This is a genomic window from Microbulbifer sp. ABH2_005 (assembly GCF_056160005.1).
The window spans coordinates 927,250-954,045 of record NZ_JBSWWI010000001.1 but is presented as its reverse complement, the minus strand read 5'-3'; the positions used below and the strand labels follow the sequence as shown (position 1 = coordinate 954,045).

Here is a 26,796-nt window from a genome sequence, read left to right as displayed (position 1 = left end):
CAGCAAGCCGCCGATATTAGCACAATTGCGACGCCAATACCAATTGTGGGCGCGTGGTCAACTCAACACATCGCCACCGTCCTTCCAAGGATAGTTTAAAAAAAGATTGGAGCGCCACATCTTAGTCGCAGATACAGTATTCTAAGACTACGTGCGCCGGGATCACTGTAAAAAATTGTTAATTATACCCACCAGTCACTTTACTTGACTCTCATTGCCCTCAGCGAAAGCCCGAAGACAACTGCATGACTAAGGCAAAATCTTTACTATCACAGAGCTCAACTCTCTAAGCTAAGGCCAGCTAAACTAAGGCCAGCCAAGATGCTGCAATGAGCCGCACCGCAGAGGCGACACCCAACCTTAAGTTGGGTGGACATGAGCAGTGTACTGCCTCTGCGGCGGCTACACTCAGTCTGCCTGACGGCGTAAGAATGCCGGAATATCCAGGTATTCCATATCAGCATCTGCCGGGTTCAGAGACGGAGCTGGGCGCTTGGGACGCTCGACATCTACCCGCGGGCGGGTGTCGGCAGCACTCTCGCGAGAAGCCAGCCCCGAAGCTCCGTGACTTTCTCGCATATCGCGCATATCGCGGCTCTCACGAACATCGCGGGATTCACGCACTTCACGCGCTTCCGGACGACGTGTGTTATCCACAACCTTGGCTGGTCGAACCGCAGGGGTTCCCTCACCCAGGCCAGCGGCTACAACGGTCACCCGCATCTCATCACCCAGCTTGTCATCCACTGCGGTTCCAATAACCACAGTGGCTTCATCAGAGGCGATTTCCTGTACGATCTCACCAACTTCGGAGTATTCGCCCAGGGTCAGCTCCTGACAACCAGCCTCTTCACTACCGGTGATAATGTTGACCAGAATACCGCGGGCACCGGCAAGGTTAACGTTATCCAACAGTGGGCTGCGTACAGCTTTCTCCGCCGCTTCACGGGCACGGTTCTCACCAACAGCAGAGCCGGAGCCCATCATCGCCATACCCATTTCAGACATCACCGTGCGCACATCGGCGAAGTCCACATTCATAATGCCGGGACGGATCATCAGATCGGCAATGCCCTGTACCGCTCCGAGCAACACGTTGTCGGCCTCTTTATAGGCGGACTTCATGGTGATCTTACTACCCAGCACTTCCAACAGGCGGTCGTTGGGGATAGTAATCAGAGAGTCGACTTTATCGCGCAACTCGAGAATTCCCTCTTCGGCTACCACGGTGCGCTTGCGACCTTCAATTTTGAATGGACGGGTAACAACAGCTACGGTGAGGATGCCGAGCTCTTTGGCAATTTCAGCCACAATCGGCGCACCACCCGTGCCAGTACCACCGCCCATACCAGCGGTGATGAAAACCATATCAGCACCGTTCAAGACTTCAGCGATGCGATCGCGGTCCTCCAGAGCGGACTGACGGCCAATGTCAGGGTTGGCCCCAGCACCCAGACCGCGGGTAATGGTGTTGCCAAGCTGCAGGATTGTTTGCGCTTCGACATCTTTCAGCGCCTGAGCGTCGGTGTTCGCGCAGATAAAATCCACACCTTCCACGTCACTGGCAATCATATGCTTCACAGCATTGCCACCGCCGCCGCCGACTCCTATTACCTTGATGACAGGTTTATCCTGTACGCTATCAACTAGCTCGAACATCGCTGTTCCCCTTTCTTGCTCATGTCGAATTTTACAGCCACGCCTAAAAAAAATCCCTTATGGGACGGCTAATTCTGGTTGCATGCTATTACAAATTTCCACGAAACCAGTGCTTTACTTTGTCCCACCACTGATTATCGTTGCGCGCAGGCCGGGTTTTTCCTTCGGTAACCACTTCCTGTTGCATCGCGTACATCAATAATCCAACTCCGGTGGAATAAATTGGGTTGCTCACAATATCGGTCAACCCAGAAATTCCCTGAGGTACTGCGAGACGCACCGGCATATGGAAAATTTCCTCAGCCAGCTCAACCGCACCCTCCATTTTTGAAGAGCCCCCAGTTAAAACCACACCGGCAGCGCACAGGTCCTCAAAACCACTGCGACGCAGTTCCGCCTGTACCAGGGTAAATAGCTCGTCGTAACGAGGCTCTACCACTTCGGCCAGAGCTTGGCGAGATAAATCCCGGGGCTCCCGATCCCCCACACTAGGCACTTTAATGGTTTCACCTTCCCGTGCCAGCTTTGCCAAAGCACAGGCATATTTTATTTTTAAATCTTCGGCGTGCGGTGTCGGGGTCCGCAAAGCCATCGCAATATCGTTAGTCACCTGGTCCCCAGCTATGGGAATCACCCCAGTGTGACGAATTGAACCACCGGTAAATACCGCGATATCGGTGGTGCCACCACCGATATCCACCATACAAACACCCAGCTCTTTTTCATCTTCAGTCAGCACTGCGTAGCTGGAAGCCAGTTGTTCGAGAATGACATCCTCTACTTCAAGACCACAGCGGCGGATGCATTTCTCAATATTTTGTGCAGCATTGACCGCACCACTGACCAAATGCACTTTCGCTTCCAGGCGCACGCCGGACATTCCCAACGGCTCTTTTACGCCCTCCTGATTGTCGATCAGGTACTCTTGCGGCAGCGTGTGCAAAATTTTCTGGTCTGCGGGAATAGCGACCGCTCGAGCCGCATCGATTACCCGGTCCAAATCCTGCTGGGTTACCTCGCGATCTTTAATTGCCACAATACCGTGAGAGTTGAGGCTCCGAATATGGCTGCCCGCAATACCGGCATAGACAGAATGAATTTCACATCCCGCCATTAATTCAGCTTCTTCTATGGCACGCTGAATAGATTGCACAGTGGATTCAATATTTACCACCACACCTTTTTTCATTCCGGTGGAGCGATGGGAGCCAATACCGACAATATTGAGATCCCCATTGGCAGATACCTCACCCACGATGGCAACTACTTTAGAGGTGCCGATATCCAGCCCAACAATCATGCGCTGATCGGATACTTGTGTCATTTTTGTTCCAACCTCGCTGGGCCATGTCCCGGTTTTTCATTAGTTATCAACCGAACCACCGCCTTCGCTTTTAAACTTTATTTTCAACTGCGGCTATTGCCGCTTCCCTGTTTGCTCTTGCTCGTTCTTCCATTGAACCGCTACCGCGTTGCCGTAACGGGTATCTACCTCGGCTACTTTTTGTAAATAAGGTTCGAGTAATCCACGACTCAAAGTGAGAAAGCGGTTAACTCGCTCCAACAGTGCCTCATGACCGAGTTTTAATTCAATTCCCGACATTAACTCCAGATGCCAGCCACTCAGGTCATCAAATGACAACCGTTTTACTTCCATATCTCGCGTGGTCAAAAGCCCCGCAAGCGCTTGGTACTGGGACATGATCTGCCCCACCAACTCTTCATCTCCAGCAAGCTCAGGTAGCGTACCTACCTGCATTTGCGCCGGTCGCGGCAGCAGTGCACCACTGGCAACCAGCAAACGATCATGTCCCCAGACTGCAAGTGGCTGCGCCTCGGTGACTTCAACAACCACACCTTTAGGCCAGCGGCGACTTATGGAGACCCTGGTAATCCACGGCTGCTCCACCAATGCGGTGCGCATCGCGCGGATATCAACAGAAAAAAAACCCGCTTGCAAATACGGCAGTAAAATTTCTTTTATCTGCTCTTCAGTAACTGCATTAAAAGTTCCGCGGACCTCCACCTGCTCGAGCGCATCAACCCTACTGAGCTGAATTGCCGGCAGGCGCTGCCAAAGCCAATAACCACTTGTAACGACCCCAAAGGACAAGATCAGAAAAACAATTGAAAGTAACCAGGGGCGCCAGTGGATTCTGCCCTCCTGTCTTTGCCCGAGGGGGCGGGCTCCACGAACCTGGGCCTGCTTAGCTCTCGCATTTTTTTTCTGTGTGGACCTCACTTACACTCAAGCCTCAAGGTCTTTCTCACCCAGGCGCCACTCTGCCAGCCTTTGTGAAAGAGCACCAACATTGCCAGCTCCCTGAGTCAGCACCACATCACCTGGCTCCAAAAGATCAGCCAAAATAGGTGGAACCTGATCAACAGTCTCGGCAAAAATCGGATCGACTTGGCCTCTATTGCGCAAGCTGCGCGCCAATGTTCGTCCATCAGCCCCAGCTATCGGCGCCTCGCCGGCACTGTACACATCCAACAAAATTAATTTGTCCACTTCGGACAGAACCTGAACGAAATCCTCAAACAAATCTCGGGTTCGTGTATAGCGATGCGGCTGATAAACCATCACCAAGCGCCGCTCAGGCCAGCCATCGCGCACAGTTCTGATAGTTGCCGCCACTTCACGTGGGTGGTGGCCATAATCATCCACCAACATCACTTTTTCTGCGTTACTGTCGTCACTAATAGAGAAATCTCCATAAATTTGGAAACGACGACCCACGCCCTGAAAACCTTGTAAACCTTTTTGAATCGCTTCATCGCCAATGCCTTCATCGGTGGCGACAGCAATGGCCGCGGTAGCGTTCAGCACATTGTGAATACCTGGCGTATTTACCGAGACCTCCAGCAGGTCACCCGCTGGGCGCTGCACCTTGAAGTGGCTGCATAAAGGCTCTTGCTTCACCTCGACGATGCGAAAATCATTACCCTCGGCAAACCCATAGGTCAGCACAGGGCGGGAAAACTTCGGTATCACTTCCAGCACATTGGCATCATCACCACAGACCACGGCGAGACCATAAAAAGGCAGATTGTGAACAAAATCAATAAAGATCTGTTTAACCTTCTCGAAGTCCCCACCATAGGTCTCCATATGGTCAGCATCAATATTCGTAATCACCGTCACCATCGGTTGAAGGTGAATAAAAGACGCATCACTCTCATCCGCCTCGGCAATCAGATAACGGCTCTCCCCTAGTGCAGCATTGGCGCCGGCTGAGTTAACCAATCCACCAATCACAAAAGTGGGATCTTTTTTGTCCGCAGCAAAAATTGAGGCGATCAGGCTTGTGGTTGTGGTCTTACCGTGTGTACCGGCAACGGCGATGCCATAACGGTAACGCATCAGCTCGCCAAGCATCTCTGCACGGCGGACAACCGGGATACGGTTTTCATGGGCTGCGACCAGCTCGGGGTTATCGCCATGCACTGCGGAGGAATTCACAACCACATCGACACCGCGAATATTTTCCGCACTGTGCCCAATTTGAACTTTCACTCCCAGCTTTTGCAGTCGATCTGTAACGGTCGACTCGCGAAGATCGGAGCCAGAAACCTCGTACCCCTGGTTCTGCAGTACTTCGGCTATACCACTCATGCCCGCACCGCCAACACCAATGAAGTGGATGCGACGAATGCGACGCATCGTCGGTACAGCGTAACTTTTTTCCAACTTGGTACGCTCAGAAGCCATACTTTCTAACCTTGATCCACTCGTGTTGTATTTGTTATCTGGCAAGGGCCAGCTGTTCAATGCAGGCACCTATCACCTGTTCGGTTGCATCGGCCTTTGCCACACTGCGCGCGGCTTTCGCCATATTTAATAGCGCTTGCGGATCGGAGAGCAGTTTATGCAGTAGCTCCGACAAGCTCTGCGCATCCATGTCACTCTGCTGAACGACTACAGCACCGCCAGCACTCTGTAGCCACTCACCGTTGCGTGTTTGATGATCATCAATGGCAAACGGAAAAGGCACCATAATTGCACCCACACCGGCGGCAGCGATTTCCGAAACCGTCAATGCACCGGAGCGGCAAATAATCAAATCCGCAGCACTGTAGGCATCGGCCATATTTGCGATAAAAGGCACGACTTCGGCCTCTACCCCAGCGGCCTGATAGGCTTCACGAGCCAACGCTATATGGCGCTCTCCCGCCTGATGGACCACTTTCGGTCGCGGGGATAGCGGTAATAAAGCGATGGCTTTAGGTACTAGTTCATTAATTGCCACAGCGCCGAGACTGCCGCCGAGCACCAACAAGCGCAGAGGTGTCTCACTACCAATGCGCAACTGGGGCTCCGAAAGGTTTGCAATTTCGGTGCGCACGGGATTACCAACCTGCTTGGCGCCGGGCAAGCTACTGGGAAAAGCTTCCAACACCTGACTGGCGATACGTGCGAGCAAGCGGTTAGTAGTGCCGGCAACTGCATTCTGTTCGTGAATGATCAGTGGAATTCCACTGAGCCGGGCTGCCACACCACCGGGACCGGTGGCAAAGCCACCAAACCCGAGCACCGCATCCGGCGCTACCGCCTTCACTACGGCACGGGCCTGAGCCACCGCACGTAAAACCTGCACTGGCGCCTTGAACAAGGCCAATTTGCCCTTGCCGCGAACACCCTCCACGCTAATACAGTGCAGAGGAATATTGGCCTCGGGAATTAATCGCGCTTCAATACCGCGCTGGGTACCGAGCCACTCGACATCAGCACCATATTCTTGCAAAGCCTTTGCCACGGCCAGTGCCGGGAATACATGACCGCCGGTGCCACCGGCCATAAGTAGAAACTTCTTACCGGCAAATATTTGTTCTTTATGGGACATCAAAGTACCTCCCCACCGCCGACACCGGCTCTGACACGGCGCCGGGTAAATATTGGCAACTGCGCAAACAGGCCTGGGGTTTCCTCTTTGCCTTCAATTGGGCCACGCAGCTCAGTGCGGACTCTCAGGGCCAATCCCAACAGAGCGCAGCAAATAATTAAACTACTACCGCCGGAGCTAACAAATGGCAGGGTCAACCCTTTGGTAGGCAACAAACCTGAAGCCACGCCCATATTCACAAAAGCCTGCCCCGCGATCTGCACCGCCATGCCAAATGCCAACAAGGCAGCAAAAAACTTCTGCTGTGCCAAGGCCTCACGTACCAAACGCAGCAATGAGCAAGTCAGCATCACAAACAGCCCAACAACAACCAAGCCACCAAACATGCCCCACTCCTCGGCGAGGATGGCAAAAATAAAGTCGGTATGCGCCTCCGGCAGGTAAAACAGTTTTTGCACACTGTTACCCAGACCTACGCCAAACCATTCACCGCGACCAAATGCGATCAGTGACTGGGTCAGCTGATAGCCGCTGGCAAACTGATCCCCCCAGGGGTCTAAAAACGTCAAAAGACGCTGCAAGCGATAGGGGCTCATCAATGCCATCAGTGCTAAACCACAGGCCGCTGCCGCCACAAGTAAAAAGGTGTGCGGCAAACGCGCGCCCCCCAGAAACACCATTGCCAGCACCGTACCGGATAGCACTACCACTGAGCCAAAATCCGGCTGCAGCAACAGCAATAAAGCGACCACAGCGAGAATGACCACCGGCACCATAAAGCTGCTCCAGTGATGCAATTGCTTGCTACGCCGAGTTAAAAAGCTGGCAAAAAATACCAGCATACAGAACTTGGCAACCTCTGCAGGCTGGATAGTGATTCCCGCGAACATTAACCAGCGCCGACTGCCATTCACCTCTCGTCCAATACCCGGCACCAACACCACTACCAATAACAGGCAGGAAAACAGCAGTAGTGGCCAGGACAGCCGCGACCAAATAGCCAGGGGAATTTGACTCACCAGTAGTGCCGCCATTGCGCCAATCGACAAAAATGCCAAATGGCGTTTCAGGAAATACCAGGGATCTCCATACATATCTGTAGCGAATGCAATTGAGGCCGAAGCCACCATCACAACCCCAATGCTTACCAGTGCCAACACACTAAATGGCAAAAGAGCATCGAGAAAATCACGTCTAGAATTCAGGGAGGGCAATTCACTCATTGCTCCTCCCCTGAGCCCTCGCACAAAATCGCTACGATTTTGCGAAAGTCTTCACCGCGCGCTTCAAAATTGCGATACATGTCAAAGCTGGCACAGGCTGGGGACAGCAATACATAGTCCCCGCTATGAGCCAAGGTGCTGGCCTTACTGACAGCATCCGCCATGGAGTCAGCTCTGAGTGTTGGGCACTGTTCGGCAAACACCCGCGCAATTTTGTCTCCATCGACACCGATTGAAACCATTGCGCGCAGGGCGCTTGCGCTTTTCTTCAGAGCGGAGAAGTCCGCACCTTTACCGTCCCCACCAGCAATCAAAACTATTTTGCGGGTTGAGGTAGCCAACCCATTCAGTGCGGCCTGAGTCGCACCGACATTGGTGCCCTTGGAATCATTGACATAGGTAACGCCGTGCAAGTCCGCCACCCGCTCACAGCGGTGAGCCAATCCAGGAAAGCTACGCAGGACCGAGAGCATGGCGTCCGTTGGCAGACCCACTACATTGCCCATCGCCAGGGTAGCCAGGGCGTTGGCAATATTGTGTTTCCCAACCATCGCCAGCTCATCGACCGGCAATAAATTCTCATTGCCCTGGGCCAACCAGTCACGTCCCTCATAAGTGCGCACACCAAACTGCTTGAGATCGGGCCGGTCCAGGCCAAAAGTCCACTCTCGTCTCTCTCTTGATAATGGCCCCTGGCTCAGAGGGTCCTCACGATTGACCACGAAGACTTCTGCACCGCGATAAATCCGCTGTTTGGCTCGGTGGTACTCCAGCATACTGGGGTAGCGGTCCATATGGTCCGCGCTCATATTCAAAACGGTAGCCACTGTCGGAGCTAGGGAGTTGGTCGTCTCCAGCTGGAAACTGGAAAGCTCCAGCACAAACAATTCCGGCAGGGGGTCATCCAATAAATCGAGCACCGGCACGCCGATATTGCCGCCCACCCGCACAGAAATACCGGCGGCTTCAGCCATTTTGCCAAGTAGTGTGGTGACGGTACTTTTGCCGTTGGAGCCGGTAATCGCCGCAAGTTTCGCTTTAGACTGCTTGCGCTGTAGAGCCTGGGCAAACAACTCGATATCCCCCACCACAGGAATACCTTCAGCAATCGCCTGCTGCAAAAGCGGTTCCGCCAAGGGCACACCTGGGCTGGCAATAATCAAACTGGCCGCAAGCAGGGTATTCGCCCGCATGGGCCCGGTTTCCACAGCAACCTGGGGAAATTCCCTCTGAAAATCCGCAAGCCCCGGTGGGTTATCACGACTATCCACCACTACCGGGGTATGACCGTGACGCAGCAGGTAGCGCACCACCGATTGCCCGGTAGCACCCAGTCCAATTACCACTTTATGCTGCGATGAGGTCGCGATCAGACTCATTGTTTTTTATCGGAGTTTCAGAGTTGCCAGTCCAGCCAAAACCAGAATTACGGTAATAATCCAAAAACGAACAATTACCCGTGGCTCGGGCCAACCTTTCAATTCAAAATGGTGGTGTAGCGGCGCCATGCGGAAAATACGCTTGCCAGTTAACTTGAAGGAGGCCACCTGCAAGATTACCGAGACGGTCTCCATCACGAATACGCCACCCATAATAAACAGCACGATTTCATGACGGGTGATCACCGCGATAATACCCAGTGCCGCCCCCAGTGCCAGAGCACCCACATCTCCCATAAATACCTGGGCCGGATAGGTGTTAAACCACAGGAAACCGAGGCCGGCGCCACACAAAGCGGCACAAAATACGGCGAGTTCCCCGGCACCAGCGATTGCAGGAATATGCAGATAATCGGCAAATTCCACGTGCCCGGACAAATAAGCAATAATGCCCAATGCCCCGCCTACCATCACCGTGGGCATAATTGCCAAGCCATCGAGGCCATCGGTCAGGTTTACCGCATTACTGGAGCCCACCACCACGAAATAGGTCAGCAGAATAAAAGTGACCGGCCCCAGGTTAATAGCGACATCCTTAAAGAAAGGCACAAAGAACTGGGTTTCCGCCGGGCTGGTCGCACTCATAAATAAATAAATGGCTGCACCCAGACCGGCAATGGACTGCCAAAAATATTTCCAACGCGCAATGAGACCGCGGGGGTTTTTGTGAACAACTTTTTTATAGTCATCAACAAAACCTACCGCGCCGAAGACAAAAGTCACCAGTAATGTGACCCACACGTAGCGATTGCCAAGATCGGACCACAGTAGTGCTGAAGCAAAAATTGAAGCAAGAATCAGGGTACCGCCCATTGTAGGCGTACCGGATTTACTCAAGTGGGTTTCCGGACCATCATCGCGGATCGCCTGACCTACCTGTAAGTGGTTCAACCAGTTGATCATGCGCGGGCCAACGAGCAAGGAAATCCCCAGCGCGGTTAGGGCCGCAAGAATTGCGCGAACGGTTAAATAGTTGAACACCGAGAAGGCGCTCACATGTTGTTGTAATAGTTCCGCCAGCCAAAGCAGCATTACGACTCCCCTCTGCTGTTGCCAAGCAGGGCCTGAGCGACCAGTTCCATACGGGCACTACGAGAACCCTTCACCAAAACGGTGGTGTTGTTATCTAATTCCTGGGACAAGGCCGCAATCAACGGCTCCCGTTCCCGATAATTTTGTAGAGGCGCATTATGTCCCTGGTTAAATGCCAAGCTGGCGGCAGTGCCCAATGGGCCCAGAGTAAATAGCGCATCGAGGCCGCGCTCCCGCGCCAAGTCCCCGACACCTCGGTGCATATCCTCGGCATCAGGCCCCAGTTCAGCCATATCCCCGAGCACCAGGATTCGCTTACCCGATCGCTGCGCCAATAGCTCGATAGCCGCCCCCACAGAACCCGGATTCGCGTTGTAGCTATCGTCAATAATCGTAGCCCCACCAATGCCGCGTTGTTCCTGCAAGCGACCGTCGACAACTCTCAGGTTGGAAAGCCCCTGAACAATTTCTGCTGCCGATATTCCCGCAGCAAAAGCACAGGCTGCCGCTACCAGGGCATTGTGCACATTGTGCTCACCCAAAAGTTGAAGTTGCAGCGGATGGGCAAGCCCTTCGATCACCAAATCAAATCCAGCACAACCACTCTCATCCAGAGCAATATTTTCCGCATAGATCTCACACTGGCTGGCAAGGCCTACCTCTAGCGTGCGCACGCCTTCGGGCATGCGTCCGCGCCAATAGTCTGCGTAATTGTCATCGGCATTGATAATTGCGGCACCGCCAACATCCAAGCCGGTATAGATTTGCCCCTTGGCCTTGGCGATCGCATCAATAGAACCAAATCCTTCGACGTGCGCGGGCATGACATTGTTGACGGCACTGATTTGCGGTTTACCGATACTGCATAGATAAGCAATATCGTCCGGCCCATTAGCGCCCATTTCCAGAATCAGTACATCGTGTTCTTTACCGAGACTAAATAGTGTTATCGGCAGGCCATACTGGTTATTTAGGTTGCCCTTAGTCACACAGGGTGTATGGCGCTGACAAAATATCGCCGACAGCATTTCCTTGACTGTGGTTTTGCCACAGGAACCGGTAATCGCAATTACTGGCCCGCTGAACTGCTCACGGCACAGGAGACCAATCTGGCCGAGTGCCATGGTGGTATCCTCTACCCGCCACTGAGGCAGGCTGCAGCCCGGCACCTCCCGATCCACAACCAAGCCAAGAGCCTGCCCATCCAATTCGCCGACAAAATCATGGGCATCGAAATTGTCACCCACCAATGCAACAAATAACGCTTGGGAATTTAACTTGCGTGTGTCTGTGCACACCTCGGAAAACTCCACCGAGCCATTGACCAACTCGCCACCGAAGCGTTCTTGTAACTGTTTTAAACTCAGCGCTCCGATCACTGGGCTTCCCCCTTTATTCCTTCAACCTTAAGGGGCTTTCCCATACGCCGGAGCAGCGCAGCAGCGGCCTGCTCGCGATCGCAGAAGTGAATTTTTTCACTGCCAATAATCTGGTAATCCTCATGGCCTTTACCGGCAATCAGCACTATGTCTCCCGGTTGTGCGGCAGCTACTGCCTGGCCAATAGCTTTGGCTCTATCAATTTCTACTTCGATATTACTGGCGGCACCTTCGAGGATATCGTCGATAATTTTTTGCGGCTCTTCACTGCGCGGATTATCGCTAGTGACAATAGCGCGGTCGGCCATTTCCGAAGCTATACGTCCCATTGAGGCGCGCTTGCCGGTATCGCGATCGCCACCACAGCCAAACACACACCACAATTTGCCGCGGCAATAAGGCCGTGCAGCGGAGAGTGCCGCGCGCAGGGCATCTGGAGTGTGAGCATAATCGACCAGCACACCCACCTCATCCGCATCCTCAACCTGCACCCGCTCCATGCGCCCGGGGACCGCTTGAATGGAGGGAAAAGCCGCAAGGATTTCATCGAACGGCATCCCCGCCGAAGCAGCGGCGGCCACTACTGCGAGGGCATTGTAAATATTGAAGTCGCCGATCAGGGACGCATTGAGTTCACCGCTGCCCCATGGGGAGTTGAGCTGAACAGAAAACCCTTTTTCGTGACGGCGCAAATCTGTCACGTGCAAATCGCCCGCCTGCAAACCATAAGTCAATACACGCAAGCCGCGTAACCTGCAGCGCTCCGCCAGTTGCGCTCCGAAGGGATCATCCAGGTTAATAATGCCGCGCTTTAATTTTGGCAGACCAAATAACTTCTCTTTGGCTGCCCCGTAGGCGGCCATGTTGCCGTGATAATCCAGGTGATCGCGGGAAAGATTGGTAAAAATTGCAGTATCAAAAATAAGACCGTGCACCCGTCCCTGCGACAGGGCGTGGGAAGAAACTTCCATTGCAGCAGCACCCACTCCGCGCTGGCAAAAACCGGCAAAGTCTTCCTGCAGACGGACGGGGTCGGGAGTGGTAAGGCCGGTTTCTTGAAGCTCGATCGCTCCCTGGTTCCAGATACCATTACCGATAGTGCCAATCAGGGCGGCACTGCCGAAGTGCCGAGCCAATAACTGCGAAGTGAGATAGGCACAAGTAGTTTTACCATTGGTGCCGGTGACGCCCACCAAGTGCATTTTTCCACTGGGATTGCCGTGAAAGCGCGCAGCAATTTCGCCCACACGCTTGGCAAGTCCGGGCACAGTCACCACCAGAATATCCCTATGGGTTTTGCACTCCAGCTTGTCCCCATCCGCCAATACAACGGCTGCACCCGCTTCTATTGCGGCATCAATATATTCACGCCCATCCACGACAGAGCCACGCAATGCCATAAACGCATCGCCGGCTTTCACCTTGCGACTATCCAAAGCCACACCACTCACAGGCACATCGGGAATACCCGCATATCCGGGTACCAATTCCTGCAGGGAAATAAAAGAATGTTCGCGCTGAGTCACGATTTTGAACCCCTTTCGCTTAACTGCGCGGCCAGTTGCCGTTCCGCCGACTCCTTAAGATCTGGCGGTACCTGCAGCAGGCGCATAGCCCCAGACATCACAGCGCCAAACACCGGCGCTGCCACTTCACCGCCGTAGTACTTGGCGTGACTGGGATCGTCTATTACTACAACCGCAGCAAGGCGCGGCTTGTCCGCGGGAATAAAACCCGCAAATACTGAGCGGTAGCGATTATCGGCATAGCCTCCACTACCAACCTTGTGCACAGTGCCGGTCTTGCCAGCTACGCGATAGCCCTCAACGGCTGCCTGACGGCCAGTACCACGCTTGCCAATTACCGTCTCCAGCATTGCAGTCACATCTTTAACGAGAGGCCCCTCGACTACCCGCTGGGTTTCCGTATCGGGCTGATCACCCGATAAAATCAAGGAAACCGGGCGCTTGAGCCCCCCATTGGCCAACACGCTGTAGGCCTGGGCGAGCTGCACCCCATTCACTGTTAAACCGTAGCCGAAGGCAAAATTGGCCCGCTCGATTGGGTGCCAGCGACTGCGGCTGGGTAAGATTCCTGGAGTTTCGCCAGGAAAACCACTACCAACTGCCTCCCCCAGGCCCAAGCGGTAAAAGAGTTCCCGCAGCGTATTTGGTTCCAAATCCAGGGCAATTTTTGTAATACCCACCTGGCTGGACTTGGTAATGATGCTGGTTAGATCTAATTTTCCGTAGTTGACTGGATCGACCAGGGTTTTACCCGGCACACGGATATAACCCGGGCTGGTATCTATCTGGGTGTTCGGCTTATAGCGACCGCTCTCCAGAGCCGCCAATACTGTTAGGGGCTTTACCGTGGAACCCGGCTCGAACTGGTCTATCAAAGCGCGATTGCGCATAGCCGCAGCCTTGACCCCCTTGCGGTTATTGGGGTTAAAGGAAGGCTGGTTGGCCATGGCGAGGACATCCCCACTGTGGGTATCCAAAATGACCATAAAACCGGAGGCGGCACCGTTTTCTGCTACAGCACGCTTTAATTCCCGGTAGGCGAGATATTGCAGGCGCATATCAATCGACAGGCGCAACTCCTGACCGGGCTGAGCCTCGCGCTGAATAGCCAACTCCTGCACGGTCCGGCCTTTCAAGTCCTTGACCACCTGCTGTGCTCCGGGCTCACCAGACAGCCAACTGTCGTAGGCGAGCTCAATGCCCTCCTGGCCGCGATCATCGATATTGGTAAAGCCCAGTAACTGAGCAACCACTTCACCAGCAGGATAAAAACGGCGGTATTCTTTTTTGCTGTAGACACCAGCTAGATCGAGGGACAACACCCGTTCCGCCTGCTCTGGGGTCAGGTGGCGGCGCAGATACATAAACTCTTTATTGCGATATTTTTCCAGACGCGCGGCCAACTTACCCGCTTTCATCTCCAGCGCCTTAGCGAGTTGGCTTATCTGCTCAGAACTGCTTTCACGCAGCAGTTTGGGATTGGCCCAAAGGCTGTGCACCGGGGTGCTAACCGCCAGCAATTCACCGTTGCGATCAACAATTGAACCTCGGTACGCGGCCATTTCTTCGGTGCGAATAGTCCGTGCGCGGCCCTGATCCTGCAGGAATCGGTAACCCCGCTCCGCCGCGGGCACGACCTGTAATCGGGCTAAATGCGACACCAATACCAGGGCGAGCAGGCACAGCAGGGCCGCCACCAGCACAAAGCGCCAGCGAGCGATTCCCGGTTGAACTTGCTTTTTCTTAACTGCGCCCATAATTTTCCAATTGGCGTTATATTGTCATCCTGAGGGCCAACCTCTTAGCGGGGATGCTTGCCCAGCACCCCCAATAGCGTTCCAGCACACCATTTCTTATGATTATTTCGTGTCGCCATACTCAATTTTAAGCGCGCACCGTTTCCGCATAAAACGAACAAAAAATGCATAAATAAAAGAACCACTGAGCTACTTTCGCCCGAGCCCGAGCCCTATCCCTAACCCTACTCCGCCGGAACCAGTACCTGCTCCGAGGGGCTCGGCATATGCATTTTCAATTCTTCCCTCGCCACTTTTTCCACACGGCTATAAGCGGACCAGGCTCCCCGCTCCAGCAATAGACGCTCCTGCTCATAGCGCAATTCATCACGCGTTTTCTGTGCCCGGCCCAGCTCCGCAGTCAGCTCCCTGCTGCGCTGGGTTGAATACACCACTGCCAAAGCCGAGGCGATTGCTCCCAGCCAGAGCACAGCTATGCCGAGAAGCGACCTGATAGGCACCGGATCAACTCTCAGCCAACTTTTCGGCAACCCGCATTACCGCACTGCGCGAACGCAGGTTTTCATCCACCTCAACGGTGTTGGCCTTGATCGCTTTACCCAGTGAGCGCAAGGGCTTAGCAATCTGGCTATCCATCACCGGAAGCCCGCGGGGCAATTTTGGCCCGCGCTCCTTTTCGCGGATAAAGCGCTTGACCATACGATCTTCCAGGGAGTGAAAGCTGATAATCACCAACCGGCCTCCCGGCGCCAGCAACTGTAGAGATTTTTCCAAAGTACTCTGCAGATCATCCAGCTCGCCATTCACATGAATTCGAATCGCTTGAAAGACCCGGGTCGCCGGGTGCTTACCCTTTTCCCAAGCTGGGTTGGCCGCCTTGACCACCTCAGCAAAATCCAGGGTGCGCTCGAAGGGTTTCTCGGCACGGCGGCGAACGATGGCAGCGGCCATTCGCCGCGCGAAGCGCTCTTCGCCATACTCTTTGAATACCCGAGCCATCTCGTCTTCGGCTTCGCTATTCACCCACTGTGCAGCACTGATACCCCGACTGGTGTCCATGCGCATATCCAGTGGCCCATCCTGCATAAAGCTAAAGCCGCGCTCAGCCTGATCCAACTGGGGCGATGAAACCCCTAGGTCCAGCAGGATTCCGTTGACACTTCCCGCCCTCTCGCCAACGGCGAGATCCATATCGGCAAAGGAGCCGTGCCAAATAGAAAACCGCGATTCACCGGCAAAGCGCTGCTGCGCATAGTCAATCGCCTGGGGGTCTTTATCCACAGCCAACAATTGCCCTTTGGGGCCCAACTGTTCGAGGATCGCAGCGCTGTGTCCGCCGCGGCCAAAGGTTCCATCTACATAGAAACCTTCCGGGTCAGTCACCAGGGCGTCCACGGCCTCGCGCAACAACACACTGCGATGCAATTCTTGAGACACCCGGTGTACTCCTTATAAGGAGAGGGAAGCCATTTCCTCGGGCATTCCCTCCTCGTCTTCACTGTCATCGAGCCAGGACATCCAGCGTTCCTCGCTCCAAAGTTCTAATTTCTTGCCCTGTCCCACGAGCATCAGTTTTTTCTCCAGCCCCGCATATTCGCGCAGGGTGGGGGGAATCAATACGCGGCCGTTGCCATCCACCTGCAGCTCACAGGCATATCCGATCAAAAGCCGCTGCGCCCGACGCGCCACCTTGTTGAAGCTGGGAAGCGCTTCCACTTTTGGCAAAATTTGCTGCCACTGTGGCGCCGGGTAAACCAGCAGACAGCGCTCTTCAGTGTGGGCTGTGACCACCAGGCAACCGGCGCACTCCTCCAGCAAGCGGTCACGGACCCTTGCCGGTATCGCCAGACGCCCCTTGGCGTCCATATTGATTGCATGGCTGCCCAAATACACTTTGTGAGTTCACTCGCTCTTCTGTGCGCTAGTCGCGACAAGCCCTTTTCCAGCGGGCCGATAGCGGGAAAAATTCAAATTTACGCCGCGCTGTGTAAATACCCACTTACCGGCGACGAATAAACCACAAAGTTCCACGAATTTCCACTTTTCCCCACTTTCGACACTATAAAACTGGTCGACACAAAGTCAAGGAAATCGACCGCAAAGTCGGCACAAACCCCAGTAAATTCGGGGTCTGCAGGCCAGATGGGAGTATTGGCACAAAAATCACTGTCACAAAGCAACAAAATAGTGCGAGCGCTCACTTACAAAATAATCGACCATATTAAACTAGCCGCCATTCCACCAGTAAGCGCGCCACGGTCAAAAATGGAGCCGCATCCGTTCTATTCGCCGCCAAGGAGGCTCTGCTGAGTTAGAGGGAGCAAAATAAAAAGCCCGGCGGATGCCGGGCTTTAGAATTATGTGAGCTGGCCTGTAAGCCGGGTTCTGTCGAGGACAACCATTCATCTGGGATGCCTGTCACCAGACACCTCAAGCGACCTACCCGCCCTCAGTGCGGGTCACACCTATAGAGGGCCTATTTGGTCTTGCTCCGAACGGGGTTTACCGTGCCGCGAACTGTTACCAGTCGCGCGGTGCGCTCTTACCGCACCCTTTCACCCTTACCTGTGCTTCCCCAGACCGAAATCGAGGGAGGCCATCGGCGGTCTACTCTCTGCTGCACTTTCCGTAGGCTCGCGCCCCCCAGGCGTTACCTGGCGTTCCACCCTATGGAGCCCGGACTTTCCTCCATCGCACAAGGCGACAGCGATTGCCCGGCCAGCTCGCGGCGAAGAGTAATGAGGCGACAGCCGGAATGCAACAGGCATTTTCCCTCAGCAGTAAAAGACCGCGCCTTATTTTTGCTGCAGGCTCCAGTTATACAGGGTCTTTTTATTCACACCGGTGATCTCCGCAGCAATGGCGGCGGCCTTTTTTGGCGGTAACTCTGCCAGCAGCAGAGTCATCACCCGCTGCGCCTCACCGTCCAACTCAGTGTCGCGACGACGCTCAGCCCCGCGCACCAGCAATACAATTTCACCACGCTGTTGATTGCTGTCGGAACGCACCCAGTCCACCAACTCCCCCAAGGGCATCAACTGGAACGTCTCGAAGGCCTTACTCACTTCCCGCGCAATGACGGCTTCGCGCTCGGTACCGAAGATCTCCGCCATAGCCTGCAAGGTATCGGCGACCCGATGGGGCGCCTCATAGAAAACCAGAGTGCGGTTATCACTCGCCAGCTCCTGCAGTGCGCGCTCACGGGGGCCGGCTTTGGCTGGCAGGAAACCCTCAAAACTAAACCTATCACTGGGCAGACCGGCGGCACTCAGCGCCGCGACAAAAGCACAAGCACCGGGAATCGGCACTACGCGAATGCCCCGCTCGCGCGCCTCGCGCACCAGGCGGTAACCAGGGTCGGATATCAGCGGTGTGCCGGCATCGGAGATCAACGCTACAGTTTGCCCCTGCTCCAGGCGCTGTAATATCTGGCCGGTGCGCTTGTCATCGGAATGATCGTGGTACGCCATCAGGGGCGTTTCGATATTGAAATGGGAGAAGAGTCTCTGACTGTGACGTGTGTCCTCTGCCGCAACCAGATCGGCACATTGTAGAACTTCAATCGCTCGCGGTACCATATCGGCCAAATTACCGATGGGCGTAGCAACAATGTATAGCAGCGCCTGATCCGGCCCCATAGCTGTTCACTCCAAATATAAATATTGCGGGAGAAGAATATGTCCGCCTCTTCCCGGCGCACCTCTACTGTGATCACCAGCGTGGCTGCCGCCGCCCTGACATTGGCCCTGGCCGCCTGCCAGACTCCGGCCTCACGCCCCGGGGGCTACCAGCCCACTTATCCGGCGAACCAACAGATCAGCCGCGGCGACGCCGTGCGCTTGTTGCGCCGTGCAGATACTCTGCCGACACCCGCCAGGGATCAACAGCGCCTGCAGGCGGCGGCTATTCTATACGAGCTGGGCGACAAAGAGACGGCCAAAGAGGCAGTAACTAAAATAAATCCCGAACAGCTCGATAACACCCTATTTGCCAGTTACGCCCAGGTATATGGCCATCTCCTAGTCGATAATGACGATTTCTTCGAAGCTTTAGATCTGGCAACCTCACCGCGACTCGATGATGTCTGGCCGCGACTGCCACAAGACACAATCCTGCCGCTGCGCAACTTGCGCGCCGACTTGTGGGGACTTTTGGGGGATTTAGATAGCGCTATTTCTGAGCGCCGCGAGATTTCCTACTTGGCCAAATCTGATGAAAGCATCACCGAGAACAATAACGGCTTCTGGCAACTTCTCACCCAGCTGCCCTCCAGCGAACTGCAACAACGTGCCAATAACAGCAGCGACACTCAAATGCGCGGCTGGTACCAGCTTGCGCTACTAGGGCGCGACACCCAGGCCGACATCAGCACTCAACTGACCTCGCTCAGCCGCTGGCGCGAGCGCTGGCCGGCACACAGCGCCAACACCCATCCACCCCAGGCGCTGCAACTACTGGAACGCCTGGCGGCGCAACGCGCCGACAGCATCGCCCTATTGCTTCCCCTCAGCGGCTCACTCGGCAGTGCCGGTCGCGCGATCCGCGACGGCTTTATGGCCGCGCACTACACCGCTCTGAAGGCGGGTTCGGCAACGCCCCGTGTCATGGTGTACGACACCGGCACCGAACAACCTTTCGAAGAGGTTTATCAAAGTGCGGTGGATGCGGGAGCTCAATTCATTATCGGCCCGCTCGATAAAAGCAAGGTTGCCAATCTTCTGGCCACCGAAAAACTACCCGTGCCCTCCCTCGCCCTCAACTACGGCGATCAGGGTCGCCTGACCGGTGACCTGGTTCAGTTCGGCCTTGCCGTCGAAGATGAAGCCCGCCAGATCGCTCGCCACGCCTACCGCCAGGGACACCGCCAGGCAATGGTCTTGAGTAGTGATAGCAGCTGGGGACAGCGCGGTGCCGAAACCTTTGCGGAGGAATGGCAGCAGCTCGGCGGCTCTGTAAGCATTAATAAAACCTTCACTAATAACAGTAAATTTGCTGACCTGGTCAGCGATGCCTTACTGATTCCCGACAGCAAAGCACGAAAGAAGGCTCTGCAGGGACGCCTGTCCGCCCCATTGGAGTTCACCCCGCGCAGGCGCGGTGATGTCGATATGGTCTTCGTTACCGCCCTGCCGCAACAGGCGCGGCAACTCAACCCGATGTTGACCTACTACTATGCCGGCGATCTGCCGGTCTATGCCACGTCCCATGTGTTTGCCGGCCAGGCCAACCCAAATCGCGATCGCGATATCAACGGTGTGCGCTTTACTGCGCTGCCCTGGCTGTTTGAAGACAGTGAGACCAGGCGGGATATCGAAGAGCAGGCAGCCCCACCGCCGGCTTTTGCCCGCCTTTATGCCCTGGGTGCCGATGCTTTCCGCCTCTATCCCCGCCTACCCATGTTGCGCCAGTTCCCCGAACAAAAGGTGTACGGTCTCACCGGCGCCCTGAGCCTGAGCGCGGATGGCCGCGTAGTGCGTGAGCAGATGTGGGCACAAATTGAAAAAGGCGTACCAGTACCGGTTACCACCATGGAACCCCTGCTGCCTTCCCGTCAAACCAGCCTGCAACCGGAAAATAGTGAAACTTTTTAAAGGCTCTGCGGGAAGTGTCGGCGCCCACATGGAAGACGCCGCGGCACGTTATTTACAGCGTGCCGGGCTCTCCCTGATCGAGCGAAATTACCGCAGTCGTCACGGAGAGATAGACCTTATCGCCCGTGAAAGCGATACTGTAGTGTTTGTGGAGGTGCGCTTCCGCCGCAACAACCGTTTCGGCGGGGCCGGAGCCAGTGTGGATATTCGCAAGCAACAGAAACTGCTCGCCACCGCACACGGCTATTTGCAACAACACAAACTGGACTGTCCCTGCCGCTTCGATGTCCTTGCTATAGAGGGCGATGCGCAAAACATTCAGTGGATTAAAAACGCCTTCGAAGCTTGAGGCAAAACCGAGATTTACCTTGCCAAGTATGGCGAACCCCAGTTCGCCAGTATTAAGGACACAATGGAACAGCGAGTCGTAACCCTTTTTCACCACAGCCTGGAAGCCACCATGAACGCCGGTGAAATACTGGCGCCTTTGATTGCGGAAGCCAGTGAGATGGTGGTGCACACACTGCTGGCAGAGAGCAAGGTGCTGCTCTGCGGCAATGGGGTCAGCGGCGCCCTGGCACAGAGCTTCTGCTCGCAACTTACCGGCGGATTCCAACGCGAACGCCCGGGCCTGCCAGCCATGGCTCTCAACAGTGACGGTGTCTCTATGGGCACCGTTGCGCAAAATCACGGCAGTGCCGATACCTTTGCCCACCCGGTGCGCGCCCTTGGGCAACCCGGTGACCTTTTGGTGATTATTAGCAGCGATGGTCGCGATTCCAATCTGGTGCAAGCCATGCGCGCTGCACGGGATCGCGATATGGGCATACTGGCGCTGACCGGCGGCGACGGCGGCGATTGCGCAGCCCTGCTCGATACACACGATATTGAACTGCGCGTGCCCTCTGATGTCGCAGCTGAGGTACACCAGGTGCACCTTCTGACTATTTTCTGCCTGTGTGATCTTATCGACAGCAGCCTTTTTGGTGGCTACGAGGACTGAACCATGAAAAATAACCAGCTTTCCTTGGGAAAACGCCTTCTCTCTGCCCTTGCCGCAGCCGCACTGCTCGGTGGCTGCAGCACTGTTATGGAGGCCACCCACGATGGCCCGATCGAACAGGACCCCGGCAAGCGCTCACTGGGCACTTATATCGATGACGAGAGAATCGAAACCATAGTGACGGTCAATATCAATAAAGCCCACCCGGACCTGAAGACTTCAAATATCGACGTAACCTCCTTCAATGGTGTGGTGCTACTCACAGGACAGGTACCCGATCAGGAACTGCGCCTGCTCGCCGGGCGTACGGCGAGCCAGGTACAAAATGTTCGCCAGGTTTACAATGAAACCCAGGTTCGCGGCAAAGTTACCTTTCTCGCCTCTACCAGCGATGCCTGGCTGACCACCAAAGTCAAAACCAACCTACTCGCCCACAAAGAAATTGATGGTGCACGCATTAAAGTCGTGACAGAAAATGGAGTGGTTTACCTGATGGGCCTGCTCACGCCGGCCGAAGCCGAGCGCGCGGCTGACCTCACCCGCTCGATTGGCGGGGTTCAGAAAGTGGTGAAAGCGGTGGAATATATCAACTAATAACACATCCACTGCGCGCTACTGCAGCTAGGCCTGAACGAGAGCCTGGTGATATCGGTCAAAAAGAACAAGCGCAAAAAAACGGAGGCAAAAGCCTCCGTTTTTTATTTCTAACTATCGCGCGGAACTTATACCCGCTCAATCGCTACTGCTGTGGCCTCACCGCCACCGATGCAGAGGCTCGCCACCCCTTTTTTCACATCGCGCTTTTCCATCGCCGCCAGCAGGGTGGTCAGGATGCGGGCACCGCTCGCGCCCAGGGGATGCCCCAGTGCGCAGGCGCCGCCATTCACATTGACCTTCTCCCAGGGCAGATCCAGCTCGCGCATAGCCGACATAGTCACCACAGCAAAGGCCTCATTGATTTCAAACAGGTCTACATCGCTGACGGACCAACCGGAGTTTTCCAGCAGCTTGTGCATCGCGCCCACCGGAGCGATGGTGAACCACTCGGGCTCGCGGGCAAACTGAGCCTGAGCCTTGATCACCGCCAACACTTTGAGACCGCGCTTCTCCGCTTCGCTCTTGCGCATCAGCACCAGGGCGGCGGCGCCGTCGGAGATAGAGCTGGAGTTGGCTGCGGTGACAGTGCCATCCTTGCGGAAGGCCGGCTTCAGCTGGGGAATCTTATCTGGGCGGGCGTTGCCGGGGGCTTCATCGGTATCGACTAGTACCTCGCCCTTACGGGAAGCGATGGTCACCGGGGCGATCTCGCGAGTGAAGCTGCCACTCTCGATGGCCGCCTGGGCCCGGGCTAGGGATTCCAGCGCGAAAGCATCCTGCTCCTCGCGGGTAAAACCGTATTTTTCGGCCGTGCTCTCGGCGAAGGTGCCCATCAACTTGCCGTCTGCCGCGTTTTCCAGGCCGTCGAGGAACATAGAGTCTTTGACCTCACCGTGTCCCAGGCGCATGCCGGAACGGGCCTTGGGCAGCAGGTAGGGGGCATTACTCATGCTCTCCATACCGCCGGCAACGATGATTTTCCCCTCACCCAGAAGCAATGCATCGCGGGCCATCATCACGGTCTTCATACCGGAACCGCAGACCTTGTTGACTGTGGTGGTGGGCGTACCCTCAGGAATACCCGCCGCCAGGGAGGCCTGGCGGGCAGGCGCCTGCCCGACACCGGCCGGAAGCACACAGCCCATCAGTACTTCATCGACATCGGCAGGGGATACACCGGCGTCTTCCAGGGCCGCGCGAATGGCTGCGGCGCCCAGCTGCGGCGCGCTCAAGGCCGACAGGCTCCCCTGCATGGCACCCATTGGGGTGCGCGCCATTCCAACGATCACTACCGGATCTGAAGTTACATCGCTCATTCTGTCTGCTCCCAGTTCAGCGCCGCCATCCCTGTCGTGGCGGCAATTGTTTTTAATGTCGCGGCATTATAGCCGAAGCCATACCCCGCTTCGCCAGAACCCCACGGCAATACGTCTCGATTGCCACGGAGGGCATGTTACTATCGACGCCAATCACAAGAAAAAGTGGCGAGGGAATTATGGAGATTTCAAGCATCGTCGTTCTGGTTGTTTTGGCCGCACTATTGTTCTACGGAATCGGCATCTACAACCGGCTGGTATCCCTAAAAAATCGCAACGAAAATGCCTTCTCCCAGATTGAGGTGCAGCTTAAACGCCGCCACGATCTGATCCCCAACCTGGTGGAAACCGCCAGGGGCTATTTAAAGCATGAAAGGGACACCCTTGAAGCGGTAGTCAGTGCACGCAACACTGCCATTAGCGACCTGAAAGCTGCGGCAGCCAGCCCTTCCAACGCCAACGCCATCGACAACCTCGGGCGTGCTGAAAGTGCCCTAAACAGCGCTTTGGGCCGCTTCAATGCGGTTATGGAAGCCTATCCAGACCTCAAGGCCAACCAGAATATGATGCAGCTCAACGAGGAACTGAGCAGCACCGAAAATAAGGTTGCCTTTGCCCGCCAGGCCTTTAACGACGCGGTCACCAATTACAACATCTACAAACAGAGCTTCCCCCCCGTTCTACTGGCGGGATTCTTTGGCCATCGCGCCGACGGCCACTTACTGGAGTTTGCCGACAGCGAAGCCATCCAGGTGGCACCGCGAATCGAGTTTTAAGCGATGAACTTCTTCGAGTACCAGGATAAGGCCAGGCGCAACAGCGGCTTGTTGGTCGGACTCTTCGCATTGGCGTTAATTCTGCTGGTTGGATTGACCACCATGGTGGCTGCCGCTACGGTTTCGTATTCCCGCGGCCAGGCTTTTTCCCCATTGGCAATTGAGCAGCTGCTCGGCTGGCAGACGGTGGGCTATATAGCCCTCACCATTGTGGCTATCGTGGCCCTGGGTAGCCTATACAAACTGCACCAGCTGGCAGCCGGCGGCAAAGCGGTAGCGGAGTCGCTGGGCGGGCGCAAACTCAATATCGCCCCTCAGGGCCCTGCCGAACAGCGCGCCCTGAATGTAGTGGAAGAGATGGCCATCGCCTCCGGTACCCCGGTGCCGGATGTTTACCTGATTGAAGATCCAGCCATCAACGCCTTCGCCGCCGGCTACAAGCCCAACGATGCGGTGATCGGTCTCACCCGTGGCTGCATTGAACAGCTCAACCGAGACGAGCTGCAGGGCGTGGTGGCCCATGAATTCAGCCATATTCTCAATGGCGACACCCGCCTGAACATCCGCATCGTCGGCCTGTTAAATGGCATCCTAATTATTGGCCTATTGGGGCACTGGCTGGTGCGCGGTGTCTACCCCAACAGTAGTAATAACCGCGGCCGTATACCCCTGTTTGCTTTGGGCCTAGCTCTGATGGCAGTGGGCTACGCGGGCACATTACTTGGCAACCTGATCAAATCCGCTGTGAGCCGCCAACGGGAATATCTTGCAGATGCCTCTGCGGTCCAGTTCACCCGCAACAACGCAGGCATTGCCAACGCCCTCAAGAAAATTGGCGGCTACAGCGCCGGCTCAAACCTCAGCAGCGGCAGAGCGGCGGAATTCAGCCATATGTTTTTTGCCAGCGGCCTAAAACGCTCATTTTTCAACTTGTTCGCCAGCCACCCTCCCCTGGCCGAACGCATAGCGCGGCTAGAGCCCAGTTGGAATGGCCACTACCCCAGCGACAGCAGTTCCACCGCGCAATCTCAATTGAGAAAAGCGAACCCTGCACCGGTGGCAGTGGCAGGTGTCGTAGAACCCACACCCTTTCAAGTGGCCCTGGAAGCGGTAGACAACAGTATTGCCTGCCCCAGTGAGCAACAAGTGCAATACGGCCGTCAGCTACTAGAATCCATCCCCTCCGCTATCCAGCAAGCCGCTCACGATCCCTTTGTCGCGCGCGCTTTGGTTTACCACCTACTGTTGCACAAGGATGAGAACGAGCGGCAAGCCCAAGAGGTGCTGCTGAAGAAAATCGCCCACCCCGCGGTAGTGAGAGAACTACAGAAGCTGACGCCGCAACTAAAAGCCCTGCCCGACAATGCGCGCCTGCCGCTATTGGATCTCTGCGTGCCTGCACTCAAAGCACTGGTCCCACAGCAGTATCAGGTATTTAAGCGAAACCTGATTAAGTTGCTGCGCAGTGATGGAAAGATTGAAATTTGGGAGTGGGCCCTGTACCGGGTATTGATGCATGCTTTGGAAGAGACACCCGATCGGCAGCGTCTTTCCAACAAGAAAGGGGCTAGTAAAGATGCCGCTCGCTTCCTAATTGCGGCCATTGCCCATGCGGGTAATAGCGAATACCTACCGGCAAAGCGCGCCTACGAGCAGGGGCTCAAGTTTTTACAGCTGGAAGTGACTCCACTGCCGGGCCGCAAAGATATCGGCCTGCAGCACCTAGATAAAGCCATCGCGATAGCCAGTCAAATGAAGCCTTTGCAGAAACCCTCCTTGCTAAAAGCCATGGTACATACCCTGAACCACAATGGCGTTATCATGGCGGAAGAGATCGAATTACTGCGAGCGGTAGCCGACAGTTTGGACTGTCCCATGCCGCCCTTAGTGCCCCAGGTGACTAGCCAGTAAATCTCTATAATTATCCACCTCAATGAATATGGTGCTGATAAATTGGGCCAATGCCCACACTCCATAAAATAACGGAGGCAATCAGCACCGTAACCATCATTACCAGAGCCACGGTCAAGACCGCACAGGCATAGAGAAAGGCCCGCTCTTTATTCATATTCATCAATATCGGAATACCAGCAAACACCAGGTAGATAGAGTACATACCCGCGATACCCACCGCGGCCATGGTCAACCATGGGTGCGGGAAAAGCACGACGATGCTGGCGAGAAATATCGGCGTAGTGATAAAGACTGCAAGCGCAGTCCCTTCGTAGTGTCTCGTGGGTTCATCCCCTTCAACCCCATAAGACTTGGCCATCCAATTAATAAATTCCCCAAGACAATAAACACCGACCAGAAGAGCGAAATAGGTAACGATTGATAAAACCGCCGCGCTCTCTGGAGTCAATTTTGCCATGTGCCCGCCGATCTCAAACCCTACCCGAGTCACACCGAAATAACCGGCTACCGTGGGTATCAGCGCTAAAAATGGCACATGGGTCATAAAAACTTGAAAAAAGGAATGGCGGTCCGCCCGTATGGCTTTCCACTCTTTCTCTGGATTGGTCAGAATACCAATAGTGTGACTGAGTAACCGCACGCTTATTCTCCGTTCAATACCCTGTTTTGCAGTATCGGGGGCTGGCGCGGAATTAACCAATGCAAAAAAGAAATTAAGCGCCACTATTACATTAGGTTGA

23 protein-coding genes and 1 other RNA gene are annotated in these 26,796 nt (G+C 55.1%); 6 read left to right on the top strand and 18 right to left on the bottom strand.

All coding sequences use genetic code 11. The annotated features are described in order from the left end of the window. Positions 1-408: 408 nt before the first annotated feature. The 16 genes from ftsZ to rsmI all read right to left on the bottom strand — a co-directional run bounded on the left by ftsZ (position 409) and on the right by rsmI (position 18,497). The gene (gene ftsZ, locus ACXAFI_RS04155) at positions 409-1,659 is read right to left on the bottom strand and encodes a cell division protein FtsZ (protein ID WP_152454512.1); all 1,251 of its coding nucleotides are present in this window, start codon (positions 1,657-1,659) and stop codon (positions 409-411) included. Positions 1,660-1,747: 88 nt separating this feature from the next. Next, positions 1,748-2,983 carry a cell division protein FtsA gene (ftsA, locus tag ACXAFI_RS04150; RefSeq protein WP_475107793.1) on the bottom strand — a complete coding sequence of 412 codons (1,236 nt, stop codon included), beginning with the start codon at positions 2,981-2,983 and terminating at the stop codon, positions 1,748-1,750. A 93-nt stretch (positions 2,984-3,076) separates the two neighbouring features. Then, complete coding sequence (locus ACXAFI_RS04145; protein WP_475107792.1) at positions 3,077-3,901, bottom strand: cell division protein FtsQ/DivIB; 825 nt, start codon at positions 3,899-3,901, stop codon at positions 3,077-3,079. A 6-nt stretch (positions 3,902-3,907) separates the two neighbouring features. Then, complete coding sequence (gene murC, locus ACXAFI_RS04140) at positions 3,908-5,371, bottom strand: UDP-N-acetylmuramate--L-alanine ligase (protein WP_475107791.1); 1,464 nt, start codon at positions 5,369-5,371, stop codon at positions 3,908-3,910. Between the two features lie 34 nt (positions 5,372-5,405). After that, positions 5,406-6,503, bottom strand: coding sequence for an undecaprenyldiphospho-muramoylpentapeptide beta-N-acetylglucosaminyltransferase (gene murG, locus ACXAFI_RS04135; RefSeq protein ID WP_475107790.1), 1,098 nt, complete (start codon positions 6,501-6,503; stop codon positions 5,406-5,408). After that, on the bottom strand, positions 6,503-7,726 hold the full coding sequence (gene ftsW, locus ACXAFI_RS04130; RefSeq protein WP_475107789.1) for a putative lipid II flippase FtsW: 1,224 nt from the start codon (positions 7,724-7,726) through the stop codon (positions 6,503-6,505). Before ftsW ends, murG begins: the two co-directional genes overlap by 1 nt. Then, on the bottom strand, positions 7,723-9,105 hold the full coding sequence (murD, locus tag ACXAFI_RS04125; protein ID WP_475107788.1) for a UDP-N-acetylmuramoyl-L-alanine--D-glutamate ligase: 1,383 nt from the start codon (positions 9,103-9,105) through the stop codon (positions 7,723-7,725). The genes ftsW and murD overlap by 4 nt, the downstream gene beginning before the upstream one ends. A 6-nt stretch (positions 9,106-9,111) precedes the next feature. Then, a complete protein-coding gene (mraY, locus tag ACXAFI_RS04120; RefSeq protein ID WP_475107787.1) occupies positions 9,112-10,197 on the bottom strand; it encodes a phospho-N-acetylmuramoyl-pentapeptide-transferase in 1,086 nt (361 codons plus the stop codon). Then, on the bottom strand, positions 10,197-11,576 hold the full coding sequence (locus tag ACXAFI_RS04115; RefSeq protein WP_475107786.1) for a UDP-N-acetylmuramoyl-tripeptide--D-alanyl-D-alanine ligase: 1,380 nt from the start codon (positions 11,574-11,576) through the stop codon (positions 10,197-10,199). The genes mraY and ACXAFI_RS04115 overlap by 1 nt, the downstream gene beginning before the upstream one ends. After that, entirely contained in the window at positions 11,573-13,102 is a 1,530-nt protein-coding gene (locus ACXAFI_RS04110) for a UDP-N-acetylmuramoyl-L-alanyl-D-glutamate--2,6-diaminopimelate ligase (protein ID WP_475107785.1), read from the bottom strand. The genes ACXAFI_RS04115 and ACXAFI_RS04110 overlap by 4 nt, the downstream gene beginning before the upstream one ends. Beyond that, positions 13,099-14,859, bottom strand: a complete 1,761-nt coding sequence (locus ACXAFI_RS04105; RefSeq protein ID WP_475107784.1) for a peptidoglycan D,D-transpeptidase FtsI family protein — start codon at positions 14,857-14,859, stop codon at positions 13,099-13,101. The genes ACXAFI_RS04110 and ACXAFI_RS04105 overlap by 4 nt, the downstream gene beginning before the upstream one ends. 224 nt (positions 14,860-15,083) lie before the next feature. Further along, complete coding sequence (ftsL, locus tag ACXAFI_RS04100; protein ID WP_152454523.1) at positions 15,084-15,359, bottom strand: cell division protein FtsL; 276 nt, start codon at positions 15,357-15,359, stop codon at positions 15,084-15,086. Positions 15,360-15,363: 4 nt separating this feature from the next. Next, complete coding sequence (gene rsmH / locus ACXAFI_RS04095; RefSeq protein WP_475107783.1) at positions 15,364-16,296, bottom strand: 16S rRNA (cytosine(1402)-N(4))-methyltransferase RsmH; 933 nt, start codon at positions 16,294-16,296, stop codon at positions 15,364-15,366. Positions 16,297-16,308: 12 nt separating this feature from the next. Beyond that, positions 16,309-16,752: a division/cell wall cluster transcriptional repressor MraZ gene (gene mraZ, locus ACXAFI_RS04090; protein WP_152454525.1), complete on the bottom strand. Its 444-nt coding sequence runs from the start codon at positions 16,750-16,752 to the stop codon at positions 16,309-16,311. Between the two features lie 465 nt (positions 16,753-17,217). Beyond that, positions 17,218-17,585, bottom strand: an RNA gene (gene rnpB, locus ACXAFI_RS04085) — RNase P RNA component class A. A 69-nt stretch (positions 17,586-17,654) separates the two neighbouring features. Continuing rightward, the gene (gene rsmI, locus ACXAFI_RS04080) at positions 17,655-18,497 is read right to left on the bottom strand and encodes a 16S rRNA (cytidine(1402)-2'-O)-methyltransferase (RefSeq protein WP_475107782.1); all 843 of its coding nucleotides are present in this window, start codon (positions 18,495-18,497) and stop codon (positions 17,655-17,657) included. 39 nt (positions 18,498-18,536) lie between these two features. Between rsmI and ACXAFI_RS04075 the strand changes: the two genes are divergently transcribed. From ACXAFI_RS04075 to ACXAFI_RS04060, 4 genes are all read left to right on the top strand, one after another. Continuing rightward, positions 18,537-20,450, top strand: coding sequence for a penicillin-binding protein activator (locus ACXAFI_RS04075; RefSeq protein ID WP_475107781.1), 1,914 nt, complete (start codon positions 18,537-18,539; stop codon positions 20,448-20,450). Beyond that, entirely contained in the window at positions 20,437-20,799 is a 363-nt protein-coding gene (locus ACXAFI_RS04070; RefSeq protein WP_216646259.1) for a YraN family protein, read from the top strand. Before ACXAFI_RS04075 ends, ACXAFI_RS04070 begins: the two co-directional genes overlap by 14 nt. A gap of 63 nt (positions 20,800-20,862) precedes the next feature. Beyond that, the gene (locus tag ACXAFI_RS04065) at positions 20,863-21,453 is read left to right on the top strand and encodes an SIS domain-containing protein (protein WP_226645585.1); all 591 of its coding nucleotides are present in this window, start codon (positions 20,863-20,865) and stop codon (positions 21,451-21,453) included. Between the two features lie 3 nt (positions 21,454-21,456). Continuing rightward, positions 21,457-22,047: a BON domain-containing protein gene (locus ACXAFI_RS04060; protein WP_475107780.1), complete on the top strand. Its 591-nt coding sequence runs from the start codon at positions 21,457-21,459 to the stop codon at positions 22,045-22,047. Between the two features lie 128 nt (positions 22,048-22,175). Here the strand turns inward: ACXAFI_RS04060 and ACXAFI_RS04055 are convergent, their stop codons facing one another. Further along, positions 22,176-23,366, bottom strand: coding sequence for a thiolase family protein (locus ACXAFI_RS04055; protein WP_475107779.1), 1,191 nt, complete (start codon positions 23,364-23,366; stop codon positions 22,176-22,178). Positions 23,367-23,545: 179 nt separating this feature from the next. On the opposite strand from ACXAFI_RS04055, the gene ACXAFI_RS04050 reads away from it, so the two are divergent. Both ACXAFI_RS04050 and ACXAFI_RS04045 read left to right on the top strand, forming a co-directional pair. Then, positions 23,546-24,142, top strand: coding sequence for a LemA family protein (locus ACXAFI_RS04050; RefSeq protein WP_475107778.1), 597 nt, complete (start codon positions 23,546-23,548; stop codon positions 24,140-24,142). Positions 24,143-24,145: 3 nt separating this feature from the next. After that, the gene (locus ACXAFI_RS04045) at positions 24,146-26,053 is read left to right on the top strand and encodes a M48 family metallopeptidase (protein ID WP_475107777.1); all 1,908 of its coding nucleotides are present in this window, start codon (positions 24,146-24,148) and stop codon (positions 26,051-26,053) included. Positions 26,054-26,072: 19 nt separating this feature from the next. Here ACXAFI_RS04045 and ACXAFI_RS04040 read toward each other — a convergent pair whose 3' ends face one another. After that, the gene (locus ACXAFI_RS04040; protein WP_152454532.1) at positions 26,073-26,696 is read right to left on the bottom strand and encodes a Yip1 family protein; all 624 of its coding nucleotides are present in this window, start codon (positions 26,694-26,696) and stop codon (positions 26,073-26,075) included. Between the last annotated feature and the right edge of the window lie 100 nt (positions 26,697-26,796).

Bases quoted from the DNA above. Each gene is read 5' to 3' on its own strand.
- ftsZ (WP_152454512.1), bottom strand. From the start codon at position 1,659: ATGTTCGAGCTAGTTGATAGCGTACAGGATAAACCTGTCATCAAGGTA.
- ftsA (WP_475107793.1), bottom strand. From the start codon at position 2,983: ATGACACAAGTATCCGATCAGCGCATGATTGTTGGGCTGGATATCGGC.
- murC (WP_475107791.1), bottom strand. From the start codon at position 5,371: ATGGCTTCTGAGCGTACCAAGTTGGAAAAAAGTTACGCTGTACCGACG.
- murG (WP_475107790.1), bottom strand. From the start codon at position 6,503: ATGTCCCATAAAGAACAAATATTTGCCGGTAAGAAGTTTCTACTTATG.
- ftsW (WP_475107789.1), bottom strand. From the start codon at position 7,726: ATGAGTGAATTGCCCTCCCTGAATTCTAGACGTGATTTTCTCGATGCT.
- murD (WP_475107788.1), bottom strand. From the start codon at position 9,105: ATGAGTCTGATCGCGACCTCATCGCAGCATAAAGTGGTAATTGGACTG.
- mraY (WP_475107787.1), bottom strand. From the start codon at position 10,197: ATGCTGCTTTGGCTGGCGGAACTATTACAACAACATGTGAGCGCCTTC.
- ACXAFI_RS04105 (WP_475107784.1), bottom strand. From the start codon at position 14,859: ATGGGCGCAGTTAAGAAAAAGCAAGTTCAACCGGGAATCGCTCGCTGG.
- rsmI (WP_475107782.1), bottom strand. From the start codon at position 18,497: ATGGGGCCGGATCAGGCGCTGCTATACATTGTTGCTACGCCCATCGGT.
- ACXAFI_RS04075 (WP_475107781.1), top strand. From the start codon at position 18,537: ATGTCCGCCTCTTCCCGGCGCACCTCTACTGTGATCACCAGCGTGGCT.
- ACXAFI_RS04065 (WP_226645585.1), top strand. From the start codon at position 20,863: ATGGAACAGCGAGTCGTAACCCTTTTTCACCACAGCCTGGAAGCCACC.
- ACXAFI_RS04060 (WP_475107780.1), top strand. From the start codon at position 21,457: ATGAAAAATAACCAGCTTTCCTTGGGAAAACGCCTTCTCTCTGCCCTT.
- ACXAFI_RS04055 (WP_475107779.1), bottom strand. From the start codon at position 23,366: ATGAGCGATGTAACTTCAGATCCGGTAGTGATCGTTGGAATGGCGCGC.
- ACXAFI_RS04050 (WP_475107778.1), top strand. From the start codon at position 23,546: ATGGAGATTTCAAGCATCGTCGTTCTGGTTGTTTTGGCCGCACTATTG.
- ACXAFI_RS04045 (WP_475107777.1), top strand. From the start codon at position 24,146: ATGAACTTCTTCGAGTACCAGGATAAGGCCAGGCGCAACAGCGGCTTG.